At 58.5% G+C, this 24,796-nt stretch carries 25 protein-coding genes; 15 read left to right on the plus strand and 10 right to left on the minus strand.

Annotated elements, in window-relative coordinates; all coding sequences use genetic code 11:
* Positions 1 to 13 precede the first annotated feature (13 nt).
* From ACTJKV_RS14545 to ACTJKV_RS14555, 3 genes are all read right to left on the minus strand, one after another.
* Positions 14 to 832, minus strand: a complete 819-nt coding sequence (locus ACTJKV_RS14545; RefSeq protein WP_062423997.1) for an N-formylglutamate amidohydrolase — start codon at positions 830 to 832, stop codon at positions 14 to 16.
* 205 nt (positions 833 to 1,037) lie between these two features.
* Positions 1,038 to 1,271 (minus strand): sulfurtransferase TusA family protein, encoded by a 234-nt coding sequence (locus tag ACTJKV_RS14550; RefSeq protein WP_062423998.1) that lies wholly within the window; start codon positions 1,269 to 1,271, stop codon positions 1,038 to 1,040.
* On the minus strand, positions 1,268 to 2,572 hold the full coding sequence (locus ACTJKV_RS14555) for a L,D-transpeptidase family protein (RefSeq protein WP_440598988.1): 1,305 nt from the start codon (positions 2,570 to 2,572) through the stop codon (positions 1,268 to 1,270). The genes ACTJKV_RS14550 and ACTJKV_RS14555 overlap by 4 nt, the downstream gene beginning before the upstream one ends.
* A 125-nt stretch (positions 2,573 to 2,697) precedes the next feature.
* Here ACTJKV_RS14555 and cls point away from each other — a divergent pair, with 125 nt between their 5' ends.
* From cls to ACTJKV_RS14575, 4 genes are all read left to right on the plus strand, one after another.
* Positions 2,698 to 4,158 (plus strand): cardiolipin synthase, encoded by a 1,461-nt coding sequence (cls, locus tag ACTJKV_RS14560; RefSeq protein WP_062423999.1) that lies wholly within the window; start codon positions 2,698 to 2,700, stop codon positions 4,156 to 4,158.
* 103 nt (positions 4,159 to 4,261) lie between these two features.
* Entirely contained in the window at positions 4,262 to 5,083 is an 822-nt protein-coding gene (locus ACTJKV_RS14565) for an endonuclease/exonuclease/phosphatase family protein (RefSeq protein WP_440598938.1), read from the plus strand.
* Between the two features lie 317 nt (positions 5,084 to 5,400).
* A complete protein-coding gene (locus ACTJKV_RS14570) occupies positions 5,401 to 5,931 on the plus strand; it encodes a DUF992 domain-containing protein (RefSeq protein ID WP_112360382.1) in 531 nt (176 codons plus the stop codon).
* Between the two features lie 101 nt (positions 5,932 to 6,032).
* Positions 6,033 to 6,419 carry a c-type cytochrome gene (locus ACTJKV_RS14575; protein ID WP_113265409.1) on the plus strand — a complete coding sequence of 129 codons (387 nt, stop codon included), beginning with the start codon at positions 6,033 to 6,035 and terminating at the stop codon, positions 6,417 to 6,419.
* Positions 6,420 to 6,427: 8 nt separating this feature from the next.
* On the opposite strand, the gene recX is transcribed toward ACTJKV_RS14575, so the two are convergent.
* From recX to ACTJKV_RS14595, 4 genes are all read right to left on the minus strand, one after another.
* Positions 6,428 to 6,973 (minus strand): recombination regulator RecX, encoded by a 546-nt coding sequence (gene recX / locus ACTJKV_RS14580; RefSeq protein WP_313058540.1) that lies wholly within the window; start codon positions 6,971 to 6,973, stop codon positions 6,428 to 6,430.
* 1 nt (position 6,974) lies between these two features.
* Positions 6,975 to 8,222, minus strand: a complete 1,248-nt coding sequence (locus ACTJKV_RS14585) for an adenylate/guanylate cyclase domain-containing protein (RefSeq protein WP_440598939.1) — start codon at positions 8,220 to 8,222, stop codon at positions 6,975 to 6,977.
* Between the two features lie 184 nt (positions 8,223 to 8,406).
* Complete coding sequence (locus ACTJKV_RS14590; RefSeq protein WP_062444964.1) at positions 8,407 to 8,637, minus strand: helix-turn-helix domain-containing protein; 231 nt, start codon at positions 8,635 to 8,637, stop codon at positions 8,407 to 8,409.
* 212 nt (positions 8,638 to 8,849) lie between these two features.
* The gene (locus ACTJKV_RS14595; RefSeq protein WP_274101523.1) at positions 8,850 to 9,743 is read right to left on the minus strand and encodes a helix-turn-helix domain-containing protein; all 894 of its coding nucleotides are present in this window, start codon (positions 9,741 to 9,743) and stop codon (positions 8,850 to 8,852) included.
* An 86-nt stretch (positions 9,744 to 9,829) separates the two neighbouring features.
* Here ACTJKV_RS14595 and ACTJKV_RS14600 point away from each other — a divergent pair, with 86 nt between their 5' ends.
* The 5 genes from ACTJKV_RS14600 (at position 9,830) to ACTJKV_RS14620 (ending at position 16,021) form a co-directional block, all read left to right on the plus strand.
* Positions 9,830 to 11,101, plus strand: a complete 1,272-nt coding sequence (locus ACTJKV_RS14600) for an ABC transporter substrate-binding protein (RefSeq protein WP_440598940.1) — start codon at positions 9,830 to 9,832, stop codon at positions 11,099 to 11,101.
* A 90-nt stretch (positions 11,102 to 11,191) separates the two neighbouring features.
* Positions 11,192 to 12,052, plus strand: a complete 861-nt coding sequence (locus ACTJKV_RS14605) for a carbohydrate ABC transporter permease (protein WP_440598941.1) — start codon at positions 11,192 to 11,194, stop codon at positions 12,050 to 12,052.
* The gene (locus ACTJKV_RS14610; protein ID WP_062424008.1) at positions 12,049 to 12,885 is read left to right on the plus strand and encodes a carbohydrate ABC transporter permease; all 837 of its coding nucleotides are present in this window, start codon (positions 12,049 to 12,051) and stop codon (positions 12,883 to 12,885) included. The genes ACTJKV_RS14605 and ACTJKV_RS14610 overlap by 4 nt, the downstream gene beginning before the upstream one ends.
* A 15-nt stretch (positions 12,886 to 12,900) precedes the next feature.
* Positions 12,901 to 13,983 carry an ABC transporter ATP-binding protein gene (locus ACTJKV_RS14615; RefSeq protein ID WP_440598942.1) on the plus strand — a complete coding sequence of 361 codons (1,083 nt, stop codon included), beginning with the start codon at positions 12,901 to 12,903 and terminating at the stop codon, positions 13,981 to 13,983.
* A gap of 34 nt (positions 13,984 to 14,017) precedes the next feature.
* Complete coding sequence (locus tag ACTJKV_RS14620; RefSeq protein WP_440598943.1) at positions 14,018 to 16,021, plus strand: aldo/keto reductase; 2,004 nt, start codon at positions 14,018 to 14,020, stop codon at positions 16,019 to 16,021.
* Positions 16,022 to 16,063: 42 nt separating this feature from the next.
* Here the strand turns inward: ACTJKV_RS14620 and ACTJKV_RS14625 are convergent, their stop codons facing one another.
* Positions 16,064 to 17,104 carry a LacI family DNA-binding transcriptional regulator gene (locus tag ACTJKV_RS14625; protein ID WP_112519541.1) on the minus strand — a complete coding sequence of 347 codons (1,041 nt, stop codon included), beginning with the start codon at positions 17,102 to 17,104 and terminating at the stop codon, positions 16,064 to 16,066.
* Positions 17,105 to 17,240: 136 nt separating this feature from the next.
* On the opposite strand from ACTJKV_RS14625, the gene ACTJKV_RS14630 reads away from it, so the two are divergent.
* From ACTJKV_RS14630 to ACTJKV_RS14655, 6 genes are all read left to right on the plus strand, one after another.
* Positions 17,241 to 18,275, plus strand: a complete 1,035-nt coding sequence (locus ACTJKV_RS14630) for a Gfo/Idh/MocA family protein (RefSeq protein ID WP_440598944.1) — start codon at positions 17,241 to 17,243, stop codon at positions 18,273 to 18,275.
* Positions 18,276 to 18,283: 8 nt separating this feature from the next.
* Positions 18,284 to 19,216 (plus strand): sugar phosphate isomerase/epimerase family protein, encoded by a 933-nt coding sequence (locus ACTJKV_RS14635; RefSeq protein WP_440598945.1) that lies wholly within the window; start codon positions 18,284 to 18,286, stop codon positions 19,214 to 19,216.
* A gap of 52 nt (positions 19,217 to 19,268) precedes the next feature.
* Positions 19,269 to 20,474, plus strand: coding sequence for an ABC transporter substrate-binding protein (locus ACTJKV_RS14640; protein ID WP_440598946.1), 1,206 nt, complete (start codon positions 19,269 to 19,271; stop codon positions 20,472 to 20,474).
* Positions 20,475 to 20,597: 123 nt separating this feature from the next.
* Positions 20,598 to 21,500: a carbohydrate ABC transporter permease gene (locus tag ACTJKV_RS14645; RefSeq protein WP_062424015.1), complete on the plus strand. Its 903-nt coding sequence runs from the start codon at positions 20,598 to 20,600 to the stop codon at positions 21,498 to 21,500.
* Positions 21,490 to 22,320 carry a carbohydrate ABC transporter permease gene (locus ACTJKV_RS14650; RefSeq protein WP_113180051.1) on the plus strand — a complete coding sequence of 277 codons (831 nt, stop codon included), beginning with the start codon at positions 21,490 to 21,492 and terminating at the stop codon, positions 22,318 to 22,320. The genes ACTJKV_RS14645 and ACTJKV_RS14650 overlap by 11 nt, the downstream gene beginning before the upstream one ends.
* Positions 22,317 to 23,393, plus strand: coding sequence for an ABC transporter ATP-binding protein (locus ACTJKV_RS14655; protein ID WP_440598947.1), 1,077 nt, complete (start codon positions 22,317 to 22,319; stop codon positions 23,391 to 23,393). The genes ACTJKV_RS14650 and ACTJKV_RS14655 overlap by 4 nt, the downstream gene beginning before the upstream one ends.
* 3 nt (positions 23,394 to 23,396) lie before the next feature.
* On the opposite strand, the gene ACTJKV_RS14660 is transcribed toward ACTJKV_RS14655, so the two are convergent.
* Both ACTJKV_RS14660 and ACTJKV_RS14665 read right to left on the minus strand, forming a co-directional pair.
* Positions 23,397 to 23,807 carry a TIGR02588 family protein gene (locus tag ACTJKV_RS14660; RefSeq protein ID WP_113272428.1) on the minus strand — a complete coding sequence of 137 codons (411 nt, stop codon included), beginning with the start codon at positions 23,805 to 23,807 and terminating at the stop codon, positions 23,397 to 23,399.
* A 7-nt stretch (positions 23,808 to 23,814) separates the two neighbouring features.
* Positions 23,815 to 24,663 (minus strand): TIGR02587 family membrane protein, encoded by an 849-nt coding sequence (locus tag ACTJKV_RS14665; RefSeq protein WP_112360370.1) that lies wholly within the window; start codon positions 24,661 to 24,663, stop codon positions 23,815 to 23,817.
* Positions 24,664 to 24,796: the final 133 nt, after the last annotated feature.

Consider the following 24,796-nt stretch of genomic DNA (forward strand, 5'->3'; position numbering starts at 1 on the left):
GGGGAGACACTGCTCATCGGCGCTCTCGCAGCAACCGTTCGAGCACCGCTTCCAACGCGATCATCGTGCGGCGAATATCGGCGATGACCCGTGTGTCCGGTTCTCCGGTCCACTCGTCCATGAAGATCTTCTTGAACTCGATGGCAATGGCGCATCCGGTGTCCGGATAGGTCTCATGAACGAAGCGCGTTTGTTCGCCGCGTCCCTGAAATGCAACATTTTCACGAACGTCCAGCTTGCGGCCACCGATCTCAGCCGAGGCGAAGTGCTCCATCACGGCGTCCACCGCAAAGGCCCAGCGGCTGCGATCCATGGAGATGGTGCCGATATTAATGTCGGGCGCGTTTTCCTGCGCAGTGACAGGCCCATCGGCGCCTTGGCGGCGGTGATTGTAGCTGTGAACGTCCAAAAGGATAAAGCGACCATGTGACCTTTCGATCCGATCGAGAAAGGCCGACAGCATCGCGTAATAGTCGTCATGAACGGCGAGTGACGCGTCAATGGCGGCGTCGGATGGACGCGTGCGCCAGACCTCCAGTCCCCAGGACTGGTCCGGCGTGAGATAGATCGCGGCGTCCCTTGCACGATTGAGGTCGATCTCGAAGCGCGATCGCTGCCCTATGATCCTGTTTGTCAGGCCGCTGATCATCTCACCGGTATAAGGATCTTCCTCATAAAGCCGTTCTGCATCGGAAAGCGCCATCGTATCGAGGAGATCATCGCGCAGGAGATGACCGTCGTGGATGGCGGTGCCAATGATCGGTGAGCTGCCAAATGACGCCGACCAGATTTGTCTTTTTGATGTATTGGGACTTGCGCCGTTTTCCGTCATTTTCCCCTCATGAACTCGGGTGGGAAACACGAAAGCGCGAATGTTGGTTCCAGGATACCTCTATTGGATCGTGGAACGGCTTAAAACGTGTCGCGATCCTTCAGATTCGCTTCCGACGCTTCAAGCTTTTGTTTTTTTCGCATGTCGGTATTGCAAACCGCTGCGCAGTTTTGCGTAGACCTTACTTTAAGAGCGGCTTACGCGCTCAACCGCGGCGAATGCGAAACCGGTGGCCGTCCACGGTCTTGATTGTCTCGAGAAGAATATGACCATCTTCCCGGCACATATGGGGAATATCGATAACCGCCAGAGGGTCGGTCGTCTCGACAACCAGGTCTTCATTAGGGAGCATAGCGGAAAGCTTCTTGCGACTGCGCAAAACCGGAAGGGGGCATTTCAGCCCCTTCAGATCGAAGACGGCGTCGGTTGCCAAGGTCACTCCTTGGCCCAGAACTTCCAGAACGGTTTCTTTGCCGGTTCTTCCTGTGCCGTTGCGCTAAATGCGAGCGGGTTGACGGCGGGAACGGGGATGGCCTGCGCTGCTGCCGCTGGTGCTGGCTGCGTCTGAACCTGTGCCGCGGCTGCGAGCATGACGGATGTCGGGCGGGCAGCGACCGCAGGCTGGGATGGCGTTGGCTGCGATGCCGGAGCGGTCGTGCGCGGTGTTGAACCAGATGCCGAGGCAATGGCAGTAGCCCCGGTTGCGGAAATCCCCTTTGCCGCCTTCTTTTCCATCAGTGCGGCGAATTCGGTTTCCTTCATCAGCTTGCCGGCTTTCAGCGCCGAGCCGGTGGGCGCGTAAGCCGGTTCGCGACCTTTGCGCTTTTCTGCCACCAGAACCTTGCGCTCGGCCTCGGTCGGATCATACCAGACCATACCGTCGAACTTCTTCATCGCCTTGTCATAGGCAAGGTCGTAGGTCTTGTTGTAGCTGACCATTGTGCTGGCGAGTGCCGGCGGCGTGCTCATGGCGGGGCAGGTTGCAGCAGCGTTGAACTGCCCACCCTGCGCCTGCTGATTGAAGACGTATTTCTTCTCGCAGACATTCACCTCGGGCGGACGCTTGGTGACTTCGAAATGATCGTAGCCGACCTTCAGCATCTTCCAGAATTCGTAATTCTCGCTTTTGTGGTGGCGTGCCATATTTTCCGCGGTCATGCGGAATGGCAGCGCCTGAAGCTGGATCGTCTTCTGGCCACCCTTGAAGGCGTCGCGCGCGAAAGCGTAGATTTCCAGCATCTGCGCGTCGGTCATGGAATAGCAGCCCGATGACGAGCAAGCACCATGGATCATCAGGTTCGTGCCGTTGCGGCCGTTCGCCTGATCGTAGCGGTTCGGGAAGCCGGTATTGATCGAAAGATAGTAGTTCGAATAGGGATTCATGTGGCCGGGAGAAAGGTTGTAGAACCCTTCTGGCGCCTGCCTGTCCCCCTCTTTGACCTTCGGTCCGAGTTTGCCGGACCAGGCGCAGATATCGTAGGACGCAATCACCTCGAACCGGTTGTCGCGTCGCGCCTTCCAGACTTCCAGCTTGCCTTCTTCCTTCAAGATGCGAATCATGATCGGCGCATTGCGATCCATGTTCTTCTTGTCCATCTCGGCAAGGATGGTGGGGGCGAGGGGATAATCGACCTTGTTTTTGACATGAGACACGTCACGCTCGACGGTTTCAAGCGTTTCGTTACAGCCCGCAAGCATTAGACCGGCGCAGGCAAGAAGAGCGATGTGTCTCAAACGCATGGGCGTCATACCGATTTGCATGATGTCTAATGCTCGTAAGGTAAATTGAATTTGATTACAAGTCAGTTGTTTTCTCTCGTGATTCAGGTCGTTGCGGCTTTGCTCTTGATCGCTATATTCAGGTCATGATCGCATTGTTCGAAGCCTACTGGCCCCACGTTCTCGCACTGCTCTCGCTTGTCATGGGGACCGTGGCTGCGGTCCATGCCACAATGACCAAACAGGAAGTGCGCTCAGCGCTGGGTTGGGTCGGCGTGATCGTGCTGTCTCCCATCATCGGCGCGTTGCTCTATGCCATTGCCGGCATCAACCGCATCAGGCGCAGCAACCTTGGGCAACAGCGGTCTTTGATGCATGGCACGATCATGGACCGGGTGGCGCGGTTCGACGCGGACAACGCCCTGGTCGTCGAGCGTTTCGGCCGACGCTTTGTGGCGATGAAGACCGTGGGTGACCGAGTGACGCGTGCGGCGCTGACCACAGGCAACACCATCGAGACCCTGTCCGATGGAGACGAGGCCTATGCGGCCATGCTTGACGCCATCGGTCATGCGCGCCGGTCGATCATCCTGGAAACCTATATTCTTGATCACGACCGGATCGGGCTTCGCGTCGTCGCGGCACTCGCCCGCGCCAAAGAACGGGGTGTCGAGGTTCGTGTGCTCGTCGACGCTGTCGGCGCGCGATACTCAGTACCAAGCATCCTCTCCAAACTGCGGCTGGAAGAGATCAAATCCGCGGTCTTCAATGGCAATGTGATCATGGGGCTGCGGCTGCCCTATGCCAATCTGCGTACGCACCGCAAGATCCTCATCGTCGATGGCAAGATCGCCTTTACCGGCGGCATGAATATTCGCGAAGGCTTCACCCGCGAGTTCCATGGAGACAAACAGTCGCACGACACGCATTTCAAGGTCCAGGGGCCGATCGTCGCCGATCTTTTCACGGTCGCAGCCGAGGACTGGCGCTTTGCAAGCGGCGAGCGTCTGGACGGACCTGTGTGGGATATCACCATTCCCGACGGCGTTCCCGGTCAGCCGATCCTGATGCGCGCGGTTGCTTCCGGACCGGATAACAGCATCGAGACGAGCCATAAGATGCTGATGGGTGCGTTCTCCATCGCCCGGTCCTCGATCCGCATCATGTCGCCCTATTTCCTGCCGGATCGCGAACTGATTTCCGCCCTAACGACGGCCGCGCGTCGAGGCGTCGCGGTCGACATCATCGTTCCGGCGACCAACAACCTGATGCTGGTCGATCGTGCCATGACGGCACAGTTCGATCAGTTGCTGAGGAGTTACTGCCGCATATGGCGCGCCACCGGCCAATTCAATCACTCCAAGCTTCTGGTGATCGATGATCGCTGGTCCTATGTCGGCTCGTCAAATCTCGATCCTCGATCACTTCGATTGAACTTTGAGGTGGATATGGAAGTTCTGGATGAAGGCTTTGCGAACACGGTGTCGGAGCGAATAGGTCTGGCACTCGAGAATGCAACGCCGGTGAAGCTGGAAGAGTTGAGGGCAAGGCCGTTCCTCGTTCGTCTGACAGAACGGATATTGTGGTTGGCCTCGCCTTACCTTTGACATCGGCATCGGGTTGAACCCATGACGCGACCATGCGTCGATTGAAGGAACAGTGCGTCCCTTGTGCGTCCCAAAGACGCACGGCGCTTACGACAGGAAAACGATGCGACCGAAAAACGATAGTCTCCCTGCAGTTTTCATTTCGTCGCTGCGCAACCGCAAGAACCGGCGCTGTATAGACGAGGTCTCGATCAAGGAGACCTCTCCGGTCGTCGCCTCCTACAATGTGCACAAATGCATCGGTCGCGACGGCAAGTTTGACCCCGATCGCATTTGCAGGGTTATTCACGAGTTGCGAGCCGACGTCGTCGCGCTCCAGGAGGCCGATAGTCGATTTGGCGAGCGGACGGGCCTGCTGGATCTCGGGCGGCTTGAACGTGAGTGCGGGCTGACGCCGGTGCAGGTGGCAGGCACCAGCAAGGCGCATGGCTGGCACGGCAATGTGGTGCTGTTCCGCGAAGGCGCGGTCCGCGATGTTCACACGGTCAAACTGCCTGGGTTAGAGCCGCGCGGTGCACTTGTGGTGGAGTTGGACCTGAAGCTCGCGGGAACGCTCCGCATCATCGCTGCGCATTTCGGCCTGCTGCGGCATTCCCGCGCTCAGCAGGCCAAGGCCCTGGTGGAGTTGCTGAACAAGCGGGAAGCGCAGCCAACCGTGTTGATGGGCGATTTGAACGAGTGGCGGCTGGGCAATGGCTCATCGCTCAATACCTTCCGCGAGGCCTTTGGGACCTTGCCGCCCGCGGTGCCGAGTTTTCCCTCCGGACTTCCCGTTCTCGCGCTTGATCGCATCATCTCCAATCGCGAAGGTATGATCGAGAAGGTTGAAGCCCATGACAGCGCGCTGGCGCGTGTTGCCTCCGATCACCTGCCGCTGAAAGCGACGATCAATACGGATCTTCTCCAGATGTCGGCTGCTGGCTAGCTCGCTGCACTCCTTCGAAGGTGCAGGGATGCGCCCGCTCCGTGACGCTGGGCGCGATGCTTTGCGAAGACCACGTCCAACTCCCCAGTCGACACGATGGAGACAACTGAAGCTTGCCTTTAGACGCGGTATCTGGGTGCCATCATCCCGCCCAATTGGACTTCTAGTCCATTATCGGTGCTGGGGCGATGGACGAGATTCTCCACCTGCTTGAGGGCTTTGGATCAAATCGTTGGAACCATTTTGGGTGTGCGCAATTGAATGTCCGACAAAGACTTCAGGGCTGTTGGGTCACAGAATAAAACAGGAGAAAACAGATGAAAAAGACTTTTGCCGTTACTTTTGCTGCCATGACACTTGGATTGAGCGGTCCGATCAGCGCAGTCGCAGCCGATCTGGCGCCGTACCGCGAAACCTACCAGGACAGCGATGACCGTAATGGCGTTAAGATCGGCTATCTGACCTGCGACGTTGGCGGCGGTGTTGGCTACGTGATCGGTTCGGCCAAGGAACTGGAATGCACGTTCAAGTCCACCGTTGGCGCGCGCCGCACCGACAGCTACACGGGCGTCATCCGCAAGATGGGTGTAGATCTCGGCTTTACCACGCAGGGCAAACTGGTCTGGGCAGTGTTCGCTCCGACGGCTGGTTATCACCGCGGTTCGCTGTCCGGCCTCTACCAGGGCGCAACGGCTGAGGCGACAGTTGGCGTCGGCGTCGGTGCAAACATCCTGGTCGGCGGTACTGCTGGCTCGATCCAGCTGCAGACTGTCAGCGTCACCGGCCAGGTTGGTCTGAACCTTGCTGCGACCGGCACATCCGTGACCCTGACGCCAGCTAACGGCTGATCGGCATCATCGCGGCCACGTCAAAATGCCGCATGAGCAACAATCGCCCTCGTCGCTATATAGCGGGGAGGGCGTTTTCGTTACCGGACCAGAGAAATCCCATGAAGCCAATCTTGTCGCTTGCCGTTTCGCTCGTGTTGCTTTCTACGACGGGGGCTTATGCCGATGGCGATCCGGCGGCGGGTGAACGCGCTTTTGGCAAATGCTCAAACTGTCACAACGTCGATACGCCCCGGACGCGTCTCGGACCACACCTGATGGGCGTTGTGGGAAGGCAGGCGGGTTCCGTTGCCGACTATCCGCATTACTCGCAGGCCATGAAGGATGCGGGGGCAGGCGGTCTTGTCTGGAATGAAGAGGCGTTACGGGAGTTTCTCTCAAGCCCGAAGAAGAAGGTGCCGGGCACCGCGATGCGTTTCTTCGGCCTCTGGAGTGAAACGGAGATCGACAACATCATCGCCTATCTCAAGACAAAGCCGGCTCCCTGAGCCCGACATCAACGCGAGGCGAGAATGTCTTCCGCCTCATCGAGAGCCATGGAATAGACGCGGCTTGCCAACTCGAAGCTGTAACCGCCTCTGGCAAAAGCCGAGATTTCCTTGTTCATCCGCTTCTCGTCCACCTCGTCTTCGCGGCGGAACGGACCAAACCTTCTCTTACGTGCCAGCACGACGGCTGCGTAAAGATCGTCGCTCGCTTCGAGAGCGTGTTCTACAATGTCCTTGCTGACGCCTTTCTGATTGAGCTTCTGGGCGATCGCCCGCTTGGATTTTCCGCTGCGCACCGCGGAGCGGGTGGTGATTTCGGCAAAGGCATTATCGTCCAGCGCCTTGATCTCATAGGCAAACCGCACCGCGGAGTCGGCCAAAGCGCGGATCTGCTCTGCGGAGATGTCGTCGAATTTCTCTTTGGCCTTGCGGGAAATGGCATCGAAAAGCTGCCGCTCCGTCATCATTCGCCTTTCCAGACGGTAGATCGTGGAGTTCCTGGCCCATGTCAGCATGCGGCTCGTGGGAGCGGTCTCGGTCGGCTCGTCGCTCATCTCAGGTCTGCGGCGCCTCGTGCGGCGGGCTCTTCAAGGCGTAGACCCCCACCGGATGCTCAAGGCCACGCAGCAGTTGTGGCCCGATGCTGTCGAATTCGCTCTTGTTGTCGATCATCGCGACGAAATCTTCGGAGAGCAGAACCTGCCTGCGAACCGTTTTGGTCAGGGTTTCCAGGCGCGAGGCAATATTGACCGCCGGGCCGATGACCGTGAAATCGAGCCGGCTCTTGGAGCCGATATTGCCATACATGACATCGCCGACATGAACGCCGATACCATAGCCGAACGGCTCGTGGCCCTTGTCGATATTGCTGGTGTTCAATTCCTCAAGCGCAGTCTGCGCCTCGCGAATGGCGGCGATGAGGTTCGGTCCTGCATCGGCATTGTTCAACGGAAAGATGGCCAGCAGACCGTCACCCATAAACTTCAAAATTTCGCCGCCGTGCTTCTCGATCGGCTCCGCCAGCGCATCGAAATAGCCGTTCAGCAATTCGATCACATCGTCACGCGGCCAAAGGTCGGAGATGCGCGTAAAGTCGCGCAGGTCGCAGATCATGATCACCGCGCTCACCGTATTACCGCTGCCCCTTCGCGTCGCGCCCTCCAGAATTTCCTGGCTGGCATGCGGGCCGACATAGGTTTCCAGCAATGTGCGGGCCATGCGGTTCTTCAGCCGTATTTCCGAGACGAGAGAGATGGCAGGCACCAGGCTTTTCAACTGCTCGATCTCGGATTCGAGAAATCCGTTCGCACGATCGCTGGCAAAGGTGACCACGTGGCGTTTGCCGAATGTGTGCTCAAGCGGCCAGGCGACATATTCCGTCAGGCCTTCTTCGCGCAAATCCCGATAGATCTGGTAGTCCGGATCGATCGGGCCTGGCAGATAAAGCGCCTGCCGGACCTCGTCCGCCCCCTTGTGAATGTCATAGAGCGGGCTGTTGAGATATTCTGCCGTGGTTTCGCTACCATAGGCATAGGTCGCAAACTCCGCTTCCTTCTCGCCCCGGTTCCACAAGATGCGCGCGCCGCGCCATTGCGGATGTTGTACGAGAAAATTCATCGATGCCCGCGCAATCGAGATGCCCTGGCTTCTCAGTCGCCCGCACATCTCGACGAAAATATTGTCGATGTAGCGGCTATCGCTCGTCCCAGTCACCAGCCAGTCGAGCACATCGCTTCGCTGATGTGGCCACAGCGCGTTCTCTTCGACAGGGTTTGGAATGTTTACGGTTTCCACAAGAGCCATGTGCTCGCCTCTCCGCCTTTGCGTGATTGAAGAGGCGGCAGCGCTCCCACTTCAATGCAGGGCATTTGGTGCATCATAACGGAAAATGGAAGGGCGGGGAGGATAAGAAATATTGGATATAAAAAAGGGCGCCTGCATGCGGCATCCGCCGGCAGGCGCCCTTTTTCGATCTTGAAGGATCGTTTTAGAGAACGGCGGTCAACGGAAGCTGAAGAGCGTTCGCAACGCGTCTCAGTCGCGAGGGATCACTGTCTGCGCCCGTTTCGAGAGCCAGAATTTCCTGTGAGGTCAGCCCGCAGGTCAGGGCCAACTGATCGACCGTATAACCTGCAGCGTTACGCGCCGAGGCGATTTTGCCTGCAAAAGGGGCGCTGGTTTCATGTCCTGTAAAAGGTGTCGAGACGGAAATCGTCATGAATAAATCTCCCTAGAAGAATGGACACTGAATGTGCCGGCGGCGAATGCCGTCGCGTTGAATTGCATGCGACTGCGCTGCAAAGGAGAGATGAATGTTGCAGCGCAGCAGGGAAAATAGTGATCTTTGCCGCGCTTGCAATAGTTAAATTGCGATTAACGAATATGCCTTTGTCAGATTGTCTCAGGCCTGCAATGGCGATGTCTCGCAACTCATTGGAAGTAGCCACTGGAGCCGCGGCGAAACCCCGATGGCGGAATGCCGGCAATCTGGCGGAAGGCCTTGTTAAAAGCACTCACCGAACCGAAGCCGCTTTCCATCGCGATGCTGAGAATATTGTCCTTACCGTTGACGAGCATGGCCTGGGCGCGGGAGAGCCGGAGAAGTGTCAGATACTTCATCAGCGTCATGCCGGTCGACTTGCGAAAGACGTTCATCGCGTATTTTGGGTGCAGGTTCGCCACCCGGGCGATATCCGTCGCGTCAATATCTTCCAGAAAATTGGCGGCGATGAAATCGCACATCCGTGCCACCGCAACGGATGCGGCATTGTCCTGACTGGTCGTCTTTGAGGCCGAGGAGGCTGGGGAAATGACATTGTAAGGCTCCATGAACATGCGCTCGACACGCAGGATCAGTTCCTGGACAGCATTCTCGGCCTTGGCGGTGTCACCCGACTTCGCATAATCCCGCCATCGGGCGAAGTTTTCATCATCTGCCTTCCCCGTCACCTCCGTCAGCATGGTCGCACCGCCCATCAACATGGCGGAGACGGCGGGTGGAAGACGCATGCGGAAGAAGTGGAAGAGCGGCAGATGTGCGCCGGCGTAAAAGGAATCGTCAGAGGATTCGTCCATCTGATGCGGTTGTCCGCCCCAGAAGAGGCACATCTGCCCCGCGCTCATACGGAACGTGTGGTCGCCCATGCGATAGTGAACGCTGCCGGACATGACGTAATTCACTTCCACCTGCGCGTGCCAGTGGGGCATCAGCATGACGGGTGGGTGGGCGTAGAAAAACTGGAGCGTCGTGGGCCAACCCTCGATGCTGCTTGCACCCGGCTGATAGACGGCTTTTTCCTCGATCTTACTTTTCGACAAATTCACGTTCCCATTTTACGAGACAGATTTCGCCACCCCGCTACTCTGCACATGTTCGCTTAAGAACGGCAATTGAAAAAGGGAGGTTTTCAATGTGCTTTAAAATCACGGGCGTGGCGGTATCGCTTGCCCTGCTTGCGGCTGCACCCGCGTCTGCCCAAACCACCATCACGATCTGGAGCTGGAACGTCGCCGCATCGGCGTTGAAATCCACTTTGGAAGGCTTCAACAAGGCCAATCCGGACATCAAGGTGGATGTCCAGGATCTTGGCAACAACCAGGTTTATGACAAGGCGCTTGCCGCCTGCGCCGCCGGTGGCGAAGGCTTGCCGGATATCGTAACCGTTGAAAACTTTGAGGCGGAAGTCTTCTGGAGCCGTTTCCCGGATTGTTTCACCGATGTAAAGGCACTTGGCTACACGGCTGAAAAGCAGGCGCTTTTCCCCGAATTCAAGCGTACCGAACTGGAAGTTGATGGCGTTGCCTACGCCGTTCCGTGGGATTCCGGTCCGGTGGCGGTTTTCTACCGCCGCGACTTCTACGAGAAGGCCGGCGTCGATCCGGCCACCATCAAGACCTGGGACGATTTCATTGCCGCTGGCAGGAAGGTCATGGAGGCCAATCCCGGCGTAGTCATGACGCAGGCCGACTTCAACGGCGACAGCGAATGGTTTCGCATGATCTCCAACGAACAGGGCTGCGGTTACTTTTCGACAGATGGCCAGTCCATCACCATCAATCAGCCAGCCTGCGTTGCGACGCTTGAAAAGCTGAAACAGATGAAGGATGCGGGCATCATCACCGCGGCGATCTGGGATGAAAAGATCCAGGCCAATACCGCCGGCAAGGTCGCAAGCCAGATGTATGGCGGCTGGTATGAAGGCTCGATCCGCTCCGGCTCTCCGGACTTGTCCGGCAAGTGGGGCGTCTATCCGATGCCGAGCCTGACGGCAGATGGTCCACGTGCGGCAAACCTTGGCGGCTCGTCGCTCGCCATCAGCTCCGTTTCGCAGAACAAGGAAGCGGCCTGGAAGTTCGTGGATTACGCGCTGACGACGAATGAAGGCCAGGTCATGATGCTGAAGTCGTTCGGTCTCGTTCCGTCGCTTCTGTCTGCCGTCAACGATCCCTTCGTCAAGGAGCCGCAGCCCTATTGGGGCGGCCAGGCCGTGTGGACGGATATTCTGGCGACCCTGCCGAAGATCAAGCCAAGCAGAGGCACGGCCTACCAGTCGGATGCGGAGGGCATCTACCGCGCCGTCCAGACGAAATATCTGGCAGGCGGCTACCCGGACGCCAAGACGGCACTCGATGATGCCGCCAAGCAGATCGAATCCGCAACGGGTCTTCCCGCTACACAGTGATCTCCCAAGCTGAACCAGAGCCGGGCGCCCCTTGCACGGGGCGCCCGGATAGGCTCAGCCCTCATGCAAATTATCGTTCGGGAGGTGAAGATGCCCATCAGAACCAGGGTCGCCTATGCGTTTCTTGCGCCCTATCTCTTGACCTTCACGACATTCTGGCTCTGGCCGATCATCAACTCGTTTCTGCTGTCGTTCCAAAACACGCGCGTCAATCCATGGCGTTTCGCGCCGACGATGAATTGGGGACGCCTGATCGGCGATCCGGCCTTTTACAATGCGCTCTACAACACGCTAATCATTCTCGTCATCCAGGTGCCGATCATGATCGCACTGGCCACCATCATGGCCGTGCTGCTGAACTCGCCGCTTCTGAAAGCACGGCCGCTTTATCGCTTTGCCTTTTTCGCTCCGGTCGTCGTGGGTGAGGTCGCTTACGCCGCCGTCTTCCGTCTGATGTTCAGTGCCGATTTCGGCATCATCAACAAGATGCTCGTGAATGTTGGTCTCTCGCCCATCTCCTGGTTCGACAATGCGACCGCTGCCATGGCGCTGATCATCATTGCCGTTACGTGGCGCTGGGCAGGCTACAACGCCATTATCATCCTGGCCGGACTGCAATCCATCCCCGGCGACGTCTATGAGGCGGCGCGGCTGGACCGGGTCAGCAAACGCCAGCAGTTTTTCCACATCACGCTGCCGCTTCTGAAACCCATCATCATCTTCTGCATGGTGCTTTCGGTTATCGGCACGATGCAGCTCTTCACCGAACCGTTCCTCATCACCAATCGTGGCGGCCCGGGTGGTGGCACGGAGACGCTCGGCATCTTCCTTTACCGCCAGGGCTTCACCTCGCTCAACTTCGGCTATGCCTCGGCGATTGCCTACACGATTGCAGCCCTTGCCATCGTCATATCGCTCTTCAATCTCTGGGTCGGGAGGGAGCAGAAATGAGATCGAAATCAAGATCGCTTCTCTGGCAGAAAATCGCGTTGCACGCGGCCCTCACGCCACTTGCGCTGATCTGGCTTTTCCCGCTGTGGATGATGTTCGTCTTCTCGACCATGCCGGATTACGGCATCTTCAGTCCAAATATCGAGCTGATCCCGTCGACGCATTTTATCGAGAACTTCCAGAACCTGCAGGCCGATACCGATTTTCTGCGCGCGATGTTCATCTCGATCACGGTGGCGGTGATCTACACGGTCCTCTCCGTCATGCTGACGTCGATGGCAGGATGGGCCTTGGCACGCTATCGCTTCGCCGGACGTTCGGTGGTGGTTGCGATTATCATCGGCACTATCACCTTGCCCTATGCGGTCGTCGTCATTCCGCAATTCATCATGGTGGCCCGAGAGTTCAAGCTCGGGAATACATGGGTGGCGCTGATCGTCCCGCCTCTGTTCAACTCGCTCGGCGTGCTCTTCATGCGCCAGTCCTTTTCCATGATGCCGGGTGAGCTGTTCGACGCCGCGCGTGTGGAAGGGGTGAAAGAGTGGCAAATCTTTCTGCGCATAGCGCTGCCGCTGGCGCGCCCCACCATGGCCGCTCTTTCGATCATCCTGTTTCTCGCCTCGTGGAACAACTATCTCTGGCCGCTGCTCATCAACTCCCGTCCAGGGATGATGACGGCACCTGTGGCACTAGGCACGCTGATCGGTCTCACCAAGGTCTCGTGGGGCGGGATCATGGCCGGAGCGGTGCTGCTGACCGCGCCCATTCTCGTCATCTTCGTGGTGTTGCAGCGCCACTTCATCGCCGGCATTTCAGCCGGCGCCGTCAAGTAATCCGGGAGGAGCCGCATGGCGGGACTTTCACTTAAAAACGTCGTCAAACGCTATGGTTCGCTCGAGGTTATCCACGGCGCGAACCTGGAAATCTTAGATGGCGAATTTGTCGTTTTCGTCGGCCCCTCCGGCTGCGGTAAATCGACCCTGCTTCGCATGATCGCCGGCTTGGAGGATATCTCGGATGGCAAGATCGAGATCGGCGGCAAAGTCGTCAATGATGCCGAGCCAGCCGATCGCGGTATTGCCATGGTCTTCCAGTCCTATGCGCTCTATCCGCATATGACGGTTGAAGAAAATCTGTCCTTCGGTCTTCGCATGAATGGCAATCCCAAGGCGGATACGGAAGCGCGCGTTCAGCGTGCCGCCGAAATCCTGCAGATCAACGAGTTGATGCAACGCAGGCCAAAGCAGCTCTCCGGCGGTCAGCGGCAGCGTGTTGCCATTGGACGTGCCATCGTGCGCGAACCGCAGGTGTTTCTCTTCGACGAGCCGCTCTCCAATCTCGATGCGGAACTGCGTGTCCAGATGCGGGTGGAAATCTCCAAACTGCACAAGCAGCTCGGCACGACGATGATCTACGTCACCCACGACCAGACGGAAGCCATGACGCTTGCCGACAAGATCGTGGTGCTGCGCGGCGGCAAGATCGAGCAGGTCGGCGCGCCGCTCGATCTCTATGACGATCCCGAAAATCGCTTCGTCGCAGGCTTCGTCGGATCGCCGAAAATGAACTTTCTGCCGGGCAAGGTCGCTCACGAGACCGCCGAGGGCGTGACGATCACCCTGGACCACGCGCCGACCTTCTCACTGACCTTGCCGGTAGCAGGGCGGCCTGGGATCGGCGCGCCCATCACGCTCGGTATTCGCCCGGAGCATTTCGAGGATGCCGGCAAGGCTGCAGATTTGACGGTTGCCGTCGATGTCGCCGAACATCTTGGCAATACCAGCTACGTCTATGCACATCTGGCGGAAGAGTTGCCGTTGATCATCGAGCGCCCCGAGTCCCGCCATGTCGGCAAGCTCGACCGGCTCATGATTTCCGTTCCGGCCAACAAGGCCTTCCTGTTCGATAGCGACGGCACGCGCCTGCGCTAAACCAAATTCACATCCAAAGCAGACGAGGAATATCATGCCCGACCTTCAACCTATCCGCTGGGGCATTATCGGACCCGGCACCATCGCAAAGACCTTTGCGGAGAGCGTTGCCCATTCGACGACCGGCAAGCTCGTGGCGATCGCAACGCGCAATCCGGATCGGCCGGGCCTGAGCGATGGCTTCCCCGGTGCCCGCATCGTCAATGGCTACGATGCGCTGCTGTCCGATGCAGAGATCGATGCAGTCTATATCGCAACCCCGCACACCGGCCACGCCGAATGGGCGATCAAGGCGATCCGTGCCGGCAAGCATGTGCTGGTGGAAAAGCCGATTGCGCTTTCCGCCTATGATGCCGAGGCTATTTTCCACGAGGCGAAGAAGGCAGGCGTTTTTGCCGGTGAAGCCTATATGTACCGTCTGCATCCACAGACCGCCAGGATCGTCGAGCTGGTCAAGGGCGGCGCGATTGGCGAGGTGAGGATCATCCGCTCCAGCTTCGGCTTCAGCATGGGCAGCTTCCGCGCCGATCACCGCCTGTTTGCCAATGAGAGTGCTGGCGGCGGCATTCTCGATGTCGGTGGCTATCCTGTGTCTATGGCGCGGCTGATTGCCGGTGCCGTGTCCGGTCAGCCGTTTCTGGAGCCCACCAAAGTGTCCGGCGTCGCACATCTCGGGCAGTCGGGGGTCGATGAATGGGCCTCGGCGGTGCTGAAGTTTCCGAACGAGATCATCGCTGAAGTGTCCTGCTCGATCATGGCGAACCAGGACAATGTGCTGCGCATCATCGGGTCGGAAGGCCGCATTGAAGTGCAGGACTTCTGGTTCGCCTCCGGCCATAAGGGGGGTGTCGGGAAGATCGATGTGATCAAGGGCAAGGACCGCCAGACCATTGAGGTTGCCGAAGATCGTTATCTCTACTCCTTCGAGGTGGACGCTGCAGGTGAGGCCATTCGCAACCAGTCCCAGGAATTCGCCTATCCCGGCATGAGCTGGGCCGACACGCTCGGAAATCTGCGGGTCATGGATCAGTGGCGCGCGTCGGTTGGACTGGAATATGGCGTGGAGAGTGCGTCCAAGCGCGTTCTCAACATTGCAGGCGGCAAGGTTGCGCCGGGCAATTCCGTACCTAAGCGTCAGATTCCGGGCGTCGCCAAGCCCGCATCGGTCGTGGCGCTCGGTTTTGAGTTCTTCCCGAACTTTGCTTCCGCATCGCTCACCCTCGACAGCTTCTATGAGGCAGGCGGTAATCTCTTCGACACCGCCTTCGTCTATGGCGGCGGCAAGACGGAAGCGATTTTTGGCGACTGGCACACCAGCCGCAACGTACCGCGCGAAGACATCGTGCTGATCGGCAAAGGCGCGCATTCGCCGCTTTGCTATCCCGATATGATTGCCAAGCAGCTCGACCAGTCTTTGAACCGGCTGAAGACGGATTATGTCGATATCTATTTCATGCACCGCGACAATACCGATGTGCCCGTCGGTGAGTTCGTCGATGCGATGGATGCCGAAGTACAACGCGGGCGCATTCGCGGCATTTTTGGCGGTTCGAACTGGACGCGCCAGCGCATGGACGAGGCAATCGCCTATGCTGAAAAGACCGGCAAGACCGCGCCGGGCGCGCTTTCCAACAATTTCTCGCTGGCCGAAATGCTGGACCCGATCTGGGCGGGATGTGTCGCAGCCGCCGACGAGCCTTGGAAAGAATGGGCTAAAGAGCGCCAGATCCCAAACTTTGCTTGGTCCAGCCAGGGCCGAGGCTTCTTCACCGACAGGGCCGGCCGCGACAAGCGGGACGATGAGGAGATCGTGCGCGTCTGGTACTCCGAGCGCAATTTCGAGCGCCGCGACCGGGCAATCGAGCTTGCCAAGAAGCTTGGCCGTCACCCGATCCACATCGCGCTCGCCTATGTGATCGCGCAGCCCTTCCCCGTCATTCCGCTGATCGGCCCGCGCACCATTGCTGAGCTGGAAGACAGCCTGTCGGCGCTCGATATCAAGCTCACGCCTGAGCAGGTGCGCTGGCTGGAAGCTTGATTGATCATAGATATCCGGCCGCGGAAACTGCGCGGCCGGATATCACCTGGATTGCAGGTTGGTGATATCGCTGTCACCCGGAATGAGCTGCATCGGCCAGACGATGTGTTTGGGCTGTTGCGGATAGAAGCTGCTATAGGCCGGCATGGTCGATAGCAGGGTCTTGCCGACGGAGACGCCGAGATCGCGCAGCGACATGCGGAAACTCGTCAACCTGGGCTCGAGAAATTGGCCGCTCGGGCCCTCGCGAAAGCCGATGACAGCGAGATCCTGTCCAGCGCGAAGTTTCACCTCTGCAAGGCGCCGGTAGAGACCGATTGCCATCAACTCGTAAATCAGAATCAGGGCCGTTGGGCGTGGCCGCATCTGCAGCCACTCGCTTGCCGCGTGATAGCCACCCTGTTCGCTGGACCTGGCTCGAATGATGAGCTGTTCGTCATAGGGGAGAGACGCGTCCTCCAGACCCTTGCGATAGCCCTCCAGGAAGATATAGCCAAGATTGATGTCGGTGTCGGGTGCTGCAACGGCAATCGAACGGTGACCGGCGGCCGCAAGGCGAGCCACGGCGGTTCTTGCCACACCTTCGAAATCGAGATCGATCCAGGCGTGATCGGTGCTGGAACCCGTTCGCCCCAGGGTGACGAAGGGCAGGCGCGTCTGCTTGAGGAAGTCGACGCGCTTGTCGATCCGGCTGGTGGACGAAATGACCATCGCATCCACCATGCGCCTTGCCACCATGCGCTTCAAATACTCGTCGGGATCCTCTTCCGCAGGACAAGGCAGGACGATGAGGTCGAGATTGTGGGTCGAGAAAACACTCTGCAAGCCATCCGTCACGCCCAGGAAAAAGTTGTCGGCGTTTTCGACCGCTTGCGTGTCGGACCCGGTCATCAGGCCGATGACGTTGGTGGCACCCTGTCGCAGGCTGCGCCCGGACTGGTTCGCGACGTAGCCCAGCTTTTCTGCCGCCTCCAACACTCTGCGACGGGTATCGTCGTTCACATCCGGCTTGCCATTCAAGGCGCGGGATACGGTGCCGATGGAGATGTCCAGATAGTCTGCGAGCTGGCGGATACCCTTCATGCATGTCCTCCCGGCTCCAAACCAGAGAAGCCCTTCACTACGGTCTTGACACATCTAGCACCTTAAGCATAGTCTCGTAAACGTTTACGAAAGCTGGTTCCGCAAAGAGGAGTTTGCGGGCGGCAGGGAGGACAATGTGACATTGAATGCCGTTTTGTGCGGGTGCGGAGCTATGGCCAAAGGCTGGCTGCGCGCGATCGCCTCACATCCAGATTTGCAATCGTCGATCCGCATATGCGGTCTTGTCGATCTGAACGAGAAGGTCGCCCAGGCGCTGGCCGACGAGTTCGCGCTCCAGGACGTCGTTATCGGCAGCGATCTCGAAGACGTCCTCACCAAGACCAAAGCTGACGTGGTTTTCGACGTCGTTATCCCCGATGCCCGTTTCGGCGTGGTTGCTACTGGTCTGGCTGCTGGCTGCCATGTGTTAAGCGAAAAGCCGATGGCGCCTTCCCTGGAAGAGGCGAAGACGCTGCTGGAGCTTGCCGAAAGTGCCGGTAAAATCCACGCCATTGTTCAAAACAGGCGTTATATCAGGGGGATACGCCGTCTGCATCGCGCCGTTCAGGACGGCGTGATCGGCGAGTTGACCGCCATTCATTGCGACTTCTTCCTGGCGCCGCACTTTGGCGGCTTCCGCGAGGAAATGCAAAATGTGTTGCTGCTGGATATGGCGATCCACACCTTCGATGCAGCGCGTTTCGTCGCCGATCAAAACCCGCTGGCGGTCTACTGCGTGGAGAGAAATCCAGCCGGCTCATGGTACGCCCATGGCGCATCGGCCAACGCCATCTTCGAACTTTCAAATGACGTGGTCTTCACCTATCGCGGCTCGTGGTGCGCCGAAGGCGAGCGGACAAGCTGGGAAAGCACGTGGCGGCTGGTCGGATCGAAGGGCATGATCCTTTGGGATGGTGAGGATGGTTTCTCGGCAAACGTAGCGGGAAGCGACGAAGGGCTTCTGCGCGGAACTTCCGCCGTAAACGTTTCTGAAAATGTGAGTGAAGAGCAGACGGAAGGGCATGCCAGCGTGCTCTTGTCATTCCTGCGTGCCATCGAAAATGGGACGGTTCCAGAGACCGTATCTTCCGACAATATCAAAAGCCTGGCCATGGTCATGGGCGCGATTGAAAGCGCCCGCACCGGTCAGCGTGTTCCTATCGAGATTTGAGGTCTAATATGAGCGATCCAGCAAAATCCGTCCGCATCGGCACCATGGTCAGTGCCACAAAAGGGGACGCCGCCGAACGCATCTCGGAAATCGGCGACCTTGGATTCGAGAGCTTTGAGCCGTTTTTCTGGCAGACGACCAATGGCCAGGACCTTGCGGAACTTGGCAAGCGCTGCGTCGAAGCCATCGGCGACCGCGACATCACCATTTCGACGCTCGGCATGTTCGGCAATCCGCTGGAAGAGACGGAGATGGACCTCCAGACCCTTCAAGGCTGGAAGGACTGCATCGACAACGCCCATCATTTCGGCGCCACCTGTGTGGCAGGCTTCACCGGCCGCGTCCGGGGCAAGCCCTTGCCGGAGAGCCTTCCACGCTACAGGGAAATATGGAGCGAACTGGCGAAGCGCGCTGCCGACAAGGGCGTGAAGATCGCCTTTGAAAACTGCGCCATGGACGGCAATTGGCAAACGGGTGATTGGAACATTGCCCACAATCCGGATGCCTGGGAACTGATGTTCAACGAGACGCCGGATGACAATATCGGTCTGGAGTGGGAGCCCTGCCACCAGATGGTCTATCTGATCGACCCGTTGCCGCAGATCCGCAAATGGGCGCACAAGATTTTCCACGTCCACGGCAAGGACGCGACCATCCGTTGGGATGTGATCAAGGAGCACGGCATCTTTGGCAAGCATCCCTTTGTCTTCATGCGCACACCGGGCTTTGGCGACAGCAATTGGATCGACATCATTTCCGAGCTTCGGCTGGCCAGCTGGTCCGGTTCCATCGACATCGAAGGCTGGCATGATCCGGTCTATCGCGATCGCCTGGAAATGACGGGCCAGGTTCATGCGCTCAACTATCTGAAGCACAGCCGGGGAGGGTCCTTCGTCGATCTCGCCGCAGAATATGGAGGCGGCGACCCGTCGCTTTTGTAAGACTCAAGCCGGGGGGAACCGGCATCGCAATCATGATCAAAGGAGGAGTATCATGACTATTGCAAAGCTAATGGGTGCAGTTGCACTTGCCGCATTGTCGACGCCCGCATGGGCCGAGCAGGTTCAAATCAATCTCTGGACCGTCGATCGGCCGGGCGAATATCATTACAAGATGGCGGAGGAATTTTCCGCGAAGAACCCGGACATCAAGGTCAATGTCCGATCGGTCCAGTTTCCGGACATGGTCAACGAGTTGGCCAAGGCCATGGCGACAGGCGAAGCGCCGGACGTCACCTATATCGACAACCCGGATGTCGCGCTCTTTGCATCGCGCAAGCTGCTACTCGACATGAAGCCGATGATCGACAAAAGCTCGGTGATCAAGCTCGATCAGATCCTGCCTGGCCCGCTCGCCTCCGTCATTTACAAGGATGGCGTCTACGGCATTCCGCGCGGGGCAAACACCATCGCGCTCTACTACAATGCCGACATGTACAAGGCCGCAGGGCTCGACCCGGACAAGCCGCCGCAGACATGGAACGAGCTTTATGATGCCGCCAAGAAGCTGACGCAGCCCGATAAGGGCGTTTATGGCTTGGCATTCTCCGCCGCAGCGACCGAAGAAGGGACCTTCCAGTTCCTGCCATGGCTGCAGATGGCCGGCGGCGATTACAACAAGGTCAATGTTCCGGGCGGTGTGGAAGCGCTGACACTCTGGAAGAAGTTCATCGATGAGGGACTTGCCTCCAAGGACACGCTGATCCGCGGCCAGTGGGACTCGACCGGTACCTTCAATGCCGGCAACGCCGCCATGAGCATTTCCGGCCCATGGGAACTGCCGCGCATGAGCAAAGATGCGAAATTCGATTATCGCGTCGCGATCCTGCCTGTTCCCAAAGAAGGAGCACCGCATGCTTCGGCTCTGGGTGAAGGCGACAACGTCATCGTTGCCAACTCCAAGCACCCGAAGGAAGCGTTCAAGTTCATCGAATATATGTATGAGCAGATGCCGCGTGTCTGGAACGACTTCGGCTATGTGCCCGCCTATCCGGTGAAGGTCGAGGATCCGAAATATCCGCAAGCGTACAAGGTGTTCGAGGAGTCGATGAAGTTTGCGCGCAATCGCGGCCCCAGCCCCGATTGGTCGAAGATTTCAAAGGCGATCCAGACCGCAATCCAAACGACGCTGACCGGCCAAGCCACAGCGGAAAATGCGTTGACGACGGCGCAGAAGTCGATCGACAAGATCCTCAAATAGGCTGGACGTCCGGTCCTTTGATCGAGAGGCTGCGGGCGCGTCCACGTCCGCAGCCAGTTTCCAAACTGATGAAGCGCACGGTCCGACTTGGTGGAACGCGCATATGAGATGTCGGGAGGCGAAATGCTCCGTTTCAATCGAGTTTTCCGCGATGGTGGCGGGTTTGACAGCGCGCTCGTTCTGTTCGCGCTCGCCTATCTCGTTACCTTTTCCGCTTTCCCGTTGATATACAATCTGGTCATCTCGTTCCAGAGCGTCGATCTCTTCACCATTGCCACCTTCGACCGCCCGTTTGTCGGTCTCGATAACTACCGCGAAATCATCGACGATCCGCTGTTCATGCCGATCGTGCGCAACACCTTCCTGTTTGTTTTCCTGTCCGTCATCTTCCAACTGGGGATCGGCCTGGCGCTTGCATTGTTCTTCCGGCTCGATTTTCCGGGCGCCTCATGGCTTCGTGGCCTGTTTCTTGCGGGCTGGATCATGCCGGGACTGGTGGTCGGTGCCATCTGGGGCTGGATTCTGGCCGGTGACTTCGGCGTGGTGAACTGGCTCCTGCAATCACTCGGTATCACCCAGCAGAAAATCTTCTGGCTCTCCGATCCATCGATCTCGATCTACTCCGTCATCATCGCCAATATCTGGCTCGGCGTTCCCTTCAACATGATCCTGTTGTCGGTCGGTCTCGCCTCGATCCCCGATGACGTCTACGAGGCGGCGGAACTGGATGGAGCGACGCGGCTGCAGCGCTTCTTCACCATCACCCTGCCGATGATGCGGGCGCAGCTCGGTGCCGTCATTTCGCTTGGCATCATTTTCACCCTGCAGCAGTTCGACCTTTTCGCGGCGCTGACACAAGGCGGTCCGTCGAATGCCTCCAACGTGCTGCAATACTGGTCCTGGGAGCTTGCCTTCCGCGAATACCGCATCGGCCATGGCTCGGTCGTTTCCGTCGTGATGACCCTTCTGGTCATCGTCGTCGCCACCGCTTATGTCCGCTCGACGAGGCACGAACATGTTGTCTAGCACCCCCTGGAAACGCTGGCTCCTGCTGGCCATCGCCATCGCTATCGTCGCGATCTACCTCTTCCCGCTCTATTGGATGTATGTCACGGCGCTGAAGACCAACACCGAGACCTTCGCCAACCCGCCGACACTCTGGCCGCATCATCCCGAGTTGAAGGTTACCCGTGTCTGGAACGACATGGGCATGGACACCTTCATCCAGAACTCGCTGATCATCGCTTTCGGTACGGTCTCGCTTGTCGTGCTCTTCGGCACGGGTTGTGCCTACGCTCTGGCGCGTGTCCGCTCGGTCTGGATGGATCTGGCACTCTTCCTCGTTCTGATGCTGCAGGTCCTTCCGCCATCCCTGATGGTGACGCCGATCTTCGTCGCTTTCAGTCAGCTAGGCCTGCTGTCATGGCCGCGCACTGGCGTCATCCTGGCAACGGCTGCCAACAAGCTGCCGCTCTATATCGTTCTGGTGCGGGCAGCCTTCACCCAGGTGCCGCGCGAGCTTGAAGAGGCAGCGCTGGTGGATGGCAACAGCCGCATTGGCGCATTCCTTCGCATCTCGGTACCGCTTGCCCGCAATGGCATTCTGGTTTCGGCGATCCTCATCTTTCTTCAGTCCTTGGGCGAATATGTCTATTCGCGCTCGCTGATCACCGACAGGGCCTTCCAGCCTGCGACGGTCGGCCTGCAGTTCTTCGTCGGGCCGAATGCCTCCGACTGGACCGGCATCATGACCTTCGCGGCGATCTATGTAACGCCCATTCTCATCATCTTCGTCCTGCTTCAGCGCCGCATCGTCAGCGGTCTGACATCCGGAGCGCTCAAATGACATTGCAGATCGAACTGTCTGGCATCCAGAAACACTACGGCGCCTACCACGCGCTGCGCGGCATCGATATCGCCATCCCGAAAGGCCAGTTCGTGGCGCTTGTCGGGCCATCCGGCTGTGGCAAGTCGACCCTGCTGCGCACCCTTGCGGGGCTGGAGGCGATCTCGAGCGGCACGATCCGCATCGAAGGCGAAGATATCACCCGCCAGCCGCCGCGCATGCGCGATATCGCCATGGTGTTTCAGTCCTATGCACTCTATCCGCATATGACAGTGGAAAAGAACCTCACCTATTCGCTGCGGTTGAAGGGTGTTTCTAAGGCCGAGGCACGCCGAAAGGCGGAGGAGATCGCCCAGATCACCGGCCTCACCACGCTCCTCAACCGCTATCCGCGTGAGCTTTCCGGTGGCCAGCGCCAGCGCGTCGCAATGGGGCGGGCCATCATCCGCAATCCCAAGGCGTTTCTCTTCGACGAGCCGCTGTCCAATCTCGACGCGGCGCTTCGCGTTCACATGCGCGCTGAAATTCGCAAATTGCACAACAGCCTCGGAGCAACTTCCGTCTATGTCACGCATGACCAGATCGAAGCCATGACCATGGCCGATCATGTCGTCGTCATGCGCGCCGGCGTAATCGAGCAGCAGGGCGCGCCGCTTGAGCTTTACGATCGACCGGTCAACCGCTTCGTCGCAGGGTTCATCGGTTCTCCTGCGATGAACTTTGTAGCGGCTATCGCTGCGGAAGACGGACGAACGCTGGTTTTGAATTTTGGTGGAAAGGCTGAACCTCAGACGATCATGTCCCCCGTCGCCTTCACGCCGGGCGCACGCGTGACCGTAGGTATCCGGCCGGAGCATATCACGCTCGCACCGCCCGGATCGTCGACGATCACCCTGCCGGTCGGCATTGTGGAAACCACAGGCTCCGCGACCTCCGTGACAACGGCGACGCAACCGGAAATGACGGTGGCGCTTCAGGGAAGAAGCAATGTGAAAGCGGGGGACAGCGTCGGCTTCAATATCGATCCAGCGTCGTTGCATCTGTTCGACCATGAAACCGAACAGCGGCTCTGATCTTCAAGGATCGGTAAAGCCTCCTACGCGCAGATCCAGCGTGCCCGATTGCGGATCGCTCTTGAAGAAGAGCGTCCCGTTGTCATGGGATTCGGCTGCAACATAATCGAAGGTCACATCCGCCGTATCCGTCATTCCGTCTGCGCTGCGCAGCGAGCCGACCACATGCACCGTTGCGGCGGTTGTCTGGCTGACATTGTGGATATCGAAGTTCACCCTGAAGCCGTTGCTGGCGGGCTCTACGGAGACAACGGAAAGTTCGAAATCCGCTTTCGCGTCGTCATAGCGATAGATGTCCCATGATATCCAGCCGAGGAGTGCTATCACGAGCAACGATGAGATGATGCCGGTGACCCACTCTATCCAGTGGGGCGAGGATGTTTCCATATGGCCGTCTGCGGAGGATTTGGTCATGGCGTTCTCATAGCACGAGGCGGGCCGAAGCAGCGCCGATGGCTGCGGGGAAACCCAAGATGACGACGGCCGCGACGATCTGCGACAGGGATGTTCCCGTCAGTCGTTCGAAGCTCCACAGGCAGTAGAGGCTGATGCCAAGCGCGATGACATAGCCCGGCATGGTAAAGCGGATGAAGGTGTGCCACCAGGCGCTGTCTTCTGCGTGGCCGTGCCCGCCCTTGAAATGGAGGGCATAGACAAACCCATGCATCAGAGTGAGCGACAGGAGTACGGTGAGCAGCGTCTGATAGGGCGTGATCTTGTAGGCGATCAGGATCATCTCCTCAGTCGGCGCGACATTGAGCGCGAGGAAGAGAGCGCCGACCATCATCATGAACAGCTCAACAAAGTAGCTGGTCTCCGTCTCGGCGTCGTCGCCTTCGTCATCGTCTTCGGAATGCATGCCAAGTTGGCTGCGGCCAAGAAGCGCGCCAATACTGGCGGGAACGGCCTGAAGCGCGATCTTTGCCACCGTCGTGCTCGTCGTCGCCTGGTGGTTGATCAAGCCGAAGAGGGCAAGAATGGCGGCGCTGACGATGATTGCAAGGCCATAGGCCGTCACCGCATCCCGGATCGCCTCGATCCAGGAGGAGGTTTTCTCAAAGCCGACACGCTTTGCCAGCACCACCAGAAGTGGGATGTTGAGAACGCAAAGAAGCAGCAGTTTCTCCCGCGACATGTAGAAGCCGAGAAACCACAGCTCCATCGTCATCAACATGGGAAGCGCAAAGAGAAGCGCACCGCCCACGCCACGCGCGAGACCGATCAGAAACTCCCGTTCCTTCGATGAATCCCGTGTCGCACTCTCGGCCATTTTATCCCCCCGGAATAGGCCTATAACCTTCTGGATTGAGGCCGGTTCCCGCAGCTGCATAAGCAGGCTTTTTCACACGGATCGACCGACTCAGTCCGGTGCTCGGTCAAGGGGGTCTCGAAGTTAATTTTAG

This window comes from Agrobacterium sp. 22117, assembly GCF_052045735.1.
GTDB lineage: Bacteria > Pseudomonadota > Alphaproteobacteria > Rhizobiales > Rhizobiaceae > Agrobacterium > Agrobacterium cavarae.

Coding starts and splice junctions, on each gene's coding strand:
- ACTJKV_RS14545 (WP_062423997.1), bottom strand. CDS start 832: ATGACGGAAAACGGCGCAAGTCCCAATACATCAAAAAGACAAATCTGG.
- ACTJKV_RS14665 (WP_112360370.1), bottom strand. CDS start 24,663: ATGGCCGAGAGTGCGACACGGGATTCATCGAAGGAACGGGAGTTTCTG.
- ACTJKV_RS14585 (WP_440598939.1), bottom strand. CDS start 8,222: ATGGCTCTTGTGGAAACCGTAAACATTCCAAACCCTGTCGAAGAGAAC.
- cls (WP_062423999.1), top strand. CDS start 2,698: ATGATCGCATTGTTCGAAGCCTACTGGCCCCACGTTCTCGCACTGCTC.
- ACTJKV_RS14625 (WP_112519541.1), bottom strand. CDS start 17,104: ATGAAGGGTATCCGCCAGCTCGCAGACTATCTGGACATCTCCATCGGC.
- ACTJKV_RS14645 (WP_062424015.1), top strand. CDS start 20,598: ATGCTCCGTTTCAATCGAGTTTTCCGCGATGGTGGCGGGTTTGACAGC.
- ACTJKV_RS14610 (WP_062424008.1), top strand. CDS start 12,049: ATGAGATCGAAATCAAGATCGCTTCTCTGGCAGAAAATCGCGTTGCAC.
- ACTJKV_RS14615 (WP_440598942.1), top strand. CDS start 12,901: ATGGCGGGACTTTCACTTAAAAACGTCGTCAAACGCTATGGTTCGCTC.
- ACTJKV_RS14650 (WP_113180051.1), top strand. CDS start 21,490: ATGTTGTCTAGCACCCCCTGGAAACGCTGGCTCCTGCTGGCCATCGCC.
- ACTJKV_RS14600 (WP_440598940.1), top strand. CDS start 9,830: ATGTGCTTTAAAATCACGGGCGTGGCGGTATCGCTTGCCCTGCTTGCG.
- ACTJKV_RS14605 (WP_440598941.1), top strand. CDS start 11,192: ATGCCCATCAGAACCAGGGTCGCCTATGCGTTTCTTGCGCCCTATCTC.
- recX (WP_313058540.1), bottom strand. CDS start 6,973: ATGAGCGACGAGCCGACCGAGACCGCTCCCACGAGCCGCATGCTGACA.
- ACTJKV_RS14570 (WP_112360382.1), top strand. CDS start 5,401: ATGAAAAAGACTTTTGCCGTTACTTTTGCTGCCATGACACTTGGATTG.
- ACTJKV_RS14565 (WP_440598938.1), top strand. CDS start 4,262: ATGCGACCGAAAAACGATAGTCTCCCTGCAGTTTTCATTTCGTCGCTG.
- ACTJKV_RS14635 (WP_440598945.1), top strand. CDS start 18,284: ATGAGCGATCCAGCAAAATCCGTCCGCATCGGCACCATGGTCAGTGCC.
- ACTJKV_RS14575 (WP_113265409.1), top strand. CDS start 6,033: ATGAAGCCAATCTTGTCGCTTGCCGTTTCGCTCGTGTTGCTTTCTACG.
- ACTJKV_RS14555 (WP_440598988.1), bottom strand. CDS start 2,572: ATGCGTTTGAGACACATCGCTCTTCTTGCCTGCGCCGGTCTAATGCTT.
- ACTJKV_RS14590 (WP_062444964.1), bottom strand. CDS start 8,637: ATGACGATTTCCGTCTCGACACCTTTTACAGGACATGAAACCAGCGCC.
- ACTJKV_RS14655 (WP_440598947.1), top strand. CDS start 22,317: ATGACATTGCAGATCGAACTGTCTGGCATCCAGAAACACTACGGCGCC.
- ACTJKV_RS14640 (WP_440598946.1), top strand. CDS start 19,269: ATGACTATTGCAAAGCTAATGGGTGCAGTTGCACTTGCCGCATTGTCG.
- ACTJKV_RS14660 (WP_113272428.1), bottom strand. CDS start 23,807: ATGACCAAATCCTCCGCAGACGGCCATATGGAAACATCCTCGCCCCAC.
- ACTJKV_RS14620 (WP_440598943.1), top strand. CDS start 14,018: ATGCCCGACCTTCAACCTATCCGCTGGGGCATTATCGGACCCGGCACC.